General features: G+C 49.1%; 5 protein-coding genes. All 5 read right to left on the minus strand.

Going from position 1 to position 3467, the window contains the following annotated elements; genetic code table 11:
- Positions 1-275: 275 nt before the first annotated feature.
- The gene (locus tag AC0QH1_RS20385) at positions 276-416 is read right to left on the minus strand and encodes a hypothetical protein (RefSeq protein WP_324633140.1); all 141 of its coding nucleotides are present in this window, start codon (positions 414-416) and stop codon (positions 276-278) included.
- A gap of 50 nt (positions 417-466) precedes the next feature.
- Positions 467-1000, minus strand: coding sequence for a hypothetical protein (locus AC0QH1_RS20390; protein WP_324633141.1), 534 nt, complete (start codon positions 998-1000; stop codon positions 467-469).
- 90 nt (positions 1001-1090) lie between these two features.
- Positions 1091-1456 (minus strand): DUF7980 family protein, encoded by a 366-nt coding sequence (locus AC0QH1_RS20395; protein WP_324633142.1) that lies wholly within the window; start codon positions 1454-1456, stop codon positions 1091-1093.
- A 202-nt stretch (positions 1457-1658) separates the two neighbouring features.
- Positions 1659-2201, minus strand: a complete 543-nt coding sequence (locus tag AC0QH1_RS20400; RefSeq protein ID WP_324633143.1) for a peroxiredoxin family protein — start codon at positions 2199-2201, stop codon at positions 1659-1661.
- A 196-nt stretch (positions 2202-2397) separates the two neighbouring features.
- Positions 2398-3000 (minus strand): peroxiredoxin, encoded by a 603-nt coding sequence (locus tag AC0QH1_RS20405; protein WP_324633144.1) that lies wholly within the window; start codon positions 2998-3000, stop codon positions 2398-2400.
- Between the last annotated feature and the right edge of the window lie 467 nt (positions 3001-3467).

The following is a 3467-nucleotide window of genomic DNA, read 5'->3' on the forward strand; positions in this document are numbered from 1 at the left end:
TTTAGGCTGGTCAGGTGGTTAGAAGTACAAGCCCCTGGCTTTAGACATGGGGTTGGTTTCTACGGAGTCCCTGACTTAATCTCCTGGCGACGGGGGTAGCGCGCTCCCCAAATCGCGTTCTCTTTTGGGCGGATTTCCTCGTGCAACGGGGGTAATCGATTTCCCGAGCTTTTCCTTACCCTGAGTCTTAGCTCCCCTACAAGCACCCTGGCGACGATCGTCTCGGCGCAAAAAGCGACGCTTTGAAAACCAGGGGGTAAATCTCCCTGCGCCACCTACGGATAGTGTCTGCGATCGCAGGACTTCCCCCCAGGCGCGATCGCCACTCCCGGCCCATCTACCAGGACGAGCGCCACTACCCACCTTCTCCTGGTGCCGACAATGGTTCGACTCCGACTCGCGCCTCTGTCTGGCATCCTCCCTTTCTATTGACCCCTAGGTATGCCACTGGGATTGTGCTACTCTACTAGGTTTCCTCTCGCTGGGGAAAACCCACCTGGTTTAAATTTTCTCGCGTCCAGTTTTCATAATAGGGGGTTTGGGCCAATATCTCGGAAGCGCGTTTCACGTCCGGGTTTCTTTGGACGGTAAAATGAATGTAGGGAGCTTGGCGGGTATAAACCCCTTGGATATTGAAGCGATCGCGGGGATGACCGCCAAAGGCCACTAAATCCATTTCTGCTATTTTTTTATTTAATTCCTCCATAAAACCTTCCATTTCTTTTACTGTTATGGCTTCGGAATCCGGGTGAATGACCATCAGCACTTCCGCATTCTGGTTGTGACAAAATTCGCTGAATACCTCGTTAAGTCTTTCGGGTAATTTTTCAGTAATAGTCGGGGGAAAGGGATGAATTTCATACATTATTTTTCCGTCCTGACGCCCTTTTTTAGAAAAGGGACAAATGGGCAATCCGCCAAACGCTGGTGATGGCTTTTCCACAAAATTTTTCAGGTGATCTGCCATTCCTTCCATGATTTTTTCTTTTGAATCGCGCATGCTCTTGCTTGAATAAATCCACTTAACAGCAGTAGCTATAGGAGGTTATGTTCCTCGGATTATCTCTCTTAAACCGATGACTTCCTAGGCTTAATTCAGTCCCAACAAAAAAGCTGGGGTTTCCAGAATGTGAAATTGCATTAATCCCACAATGGCGATCGTGTAGACAGTGGAGGAGGCAAACCCGACCAGTAACTCTTTTTTAAGATTGCGCTCTGGCTTGTCTTGCCCGATCGCATCGGCGAGTCCAAACTGCATCATTAAAATTCCCAAAATATTAGAAATCCAATAGCCAACAATGGTCAAGGGCACGAATAAATCGGAATTCATCCAACTAAAAAGATAGGCGAACCCATAGGCGATCGGCAAGTTAAAAAATAAGTCGTTCCACCAAGATAAGGGAGAAAGCATGTAGCCAATGAATAACAAAAATCCGCCTTTGAGTTTTTTGAGCATGAAAGTTTTCCGAATAAACAACCGGATCGGCGATATTACTTTGTGAGAAAGCGGCGATCGCGTACCGATCCAGTCTGAATAGCGATCGCCAATCGGGGGGTCGCTGTGTCATCAAACAGCAACCCTCCAGAGGATATGGTAAAAGAGAATGGCGTTTTCGGGAAGGGCAGACAATCAGATCGAGGCGATCGCCTCGCTTCCCTTAGAGTTTTGCCAAACCCTCTAACAGGCGTTCAACCCCCGCATTGGGATCCAAGAAAGAAAACAAATGCTTAAAGCGCAGTTTGCCCTCTTTGTCCAGGATATATTGCGCTGGTAGGGGGGCACCCAGGGCTTGACCGGTGCCATAGGCGCGAAACACCGCACAAGTCGGATCGCTGAGCAAGGGCATTTTCAACCCCAGATCCCGCACCACGATTTTGCTTTGTTCGAGGTCGGTACTGGTGACGATTAACAGTTCCGCACCCGCCTCGCGAAATTGTTCGTAAGCCTCATTCATGGCCTTAATATGGGGAAAGCACAAGGGACAGTATTGCTTTTCCGTAAAAATGCGGGTAAATTCCAGCACCACCGGTTGCTTTCCCCGGTAGCTGGATAAGCGGATCGAACCCTCACCATTAACCAGGGGCAGTTCAAAATCCGGGGGACAAACTTCTGAGTATAACTTATTCGTCGCCGGAATGGGCAGAAAATTGTTGAAAAAGCGCTGATTGAATAAGCCACTAAAATCCGTAGATGTCAGCATGAGTTTTTTTTATCGCTCCAGATGGGGGGGGGGGAGTACACAACATAAATAAAATTAAACCCCAACACTTTATGAGAGTAGCACTTTCAGGTGCAGTGTTGGGGCGATCTAATTCTCGGCGATTGGAATCGAGCGGTTGGATTGCAGCTTCTATAGAGAACAGAACTGCTCTTGCGCTGCAATCCAAACCGAGCGACTATACAGCCGCGAAGTATTCTTTGGACTTCTTCGGATCGGGATTCATCGTCTTGGATCCGGGCTGCCAACCGGCGGGGCAGACTTCATCCGGGTGAGTTTGCACGTACTGGATGGCTTGCAGAGTCCGCAGAGTTTCATCCACGTTGCGGCCAAAAGCCAGGTTGTTGATAGTAGCGTGCTGGATAATGCCTTCTTTGTCGATAATGAACAGACCGCGCAGAGCGATTCCCGCTTCGGGATCTAAGACATTGTAAGCTCCGCTGACTTCCTTCTTGATATCGGAAACCAACGGATAGTTCAGATCGCCGACACCGCCAGACTTGCGATCGGTTTGAATCCAAGCCAGGTGGGAGAATTCGCTATCCACAGAAACGCCGAGCACTTCGGTGCCGAGGAAGCTGAATTCTTCATAGCGATCGCTAAACGCCGTAATTTCCGTCGGGCAAACGAAGGTAAAGTCAAGGGGATAGAAGAACAAGACCACATACTTGCCCCGATAATCAGACAGTTTAATCGTCTTGAATTCCTGATCTACAACAGCAGTTGCCGTGAAGTCGGGGGCTTCTTGGCCGACCCGAAGACATCCTTCGTGGTGAGTCATAAGTTGATTCTCCTTTCTTTCGGGTTGATCTACTCGCGCTGGCTTGCGCTTAAGGCATTGAACTCCTTACTCGCGATTGCCAAGAGTGATTGTTAACGAACCGTTACAACCATATCATAATCGTAACGATTTTGAGTACAAGCGCCAAATAGGAACCTCGGTAATTAGCCAGACGAAAAGGCAAGCGCGCCGAGGGTGGATAGTTGCGCCAATCGGCGATCGCGTCACACACAGCGGTACCGATCCCTTCCCATTGACTACTCCGAGCTCTAAAGAGACGGGGATTCCCCGGAGGGATTTTAGAACTTCCGAAAAACGGACTCTTAGGCGAAGTCAAATACGCCTCTATAGGTTGCCCGAAGGCTTCCCTTTACTTATTTCGTTCAATCGCCTTTTATCTCTCGCCAATGAAACGCCTTTGCTACCGACATTTCTGCATGATGCAAGTCTGCCCTCACGGGATGTTA

The organism is Phormidium sp. CCY1219 (genome assembly GCF_055795085.1).

Coding starts and splice junctions, on each gene's coding strand:
- AC0QH1_RS20385 (WP_324633140.1), bottom strand. CDS start 416: ATGCCAGACAGAGGCGCGAGTCGGAGTCGAACCATTGTCGGCACCAGG.
- AC0QH1_RS20390 (WP_324633141.1), bottom strand. CDS start 1,000: ATGCGCGATTCAAAAGAAAAAATCATGGAAGGAATGGCAGATCACCTG.
- AC0QH1_RS20395 (WP_324633142.1), bottom strand. CDS start 1,456: ATGCTCAAAAAACTCAAAGGCGGATTTTTGTTATTCATTGGCTACATG.
- AC0QH1_RS20400 (WP_324633143.1), bottom strand. CDS start 2,201: ATGCTGACATCTACGGATTTTAGTGGCTTATTCAATCAGCGCTTTTTC.
- AC0QH1_RS20405 (WP_324633144.1), bottom strand. CDS start 3,000: ATGACTCACCACGAAGGATGTCTTCGGGTCGGCCAAGAAGCCCCCGAC.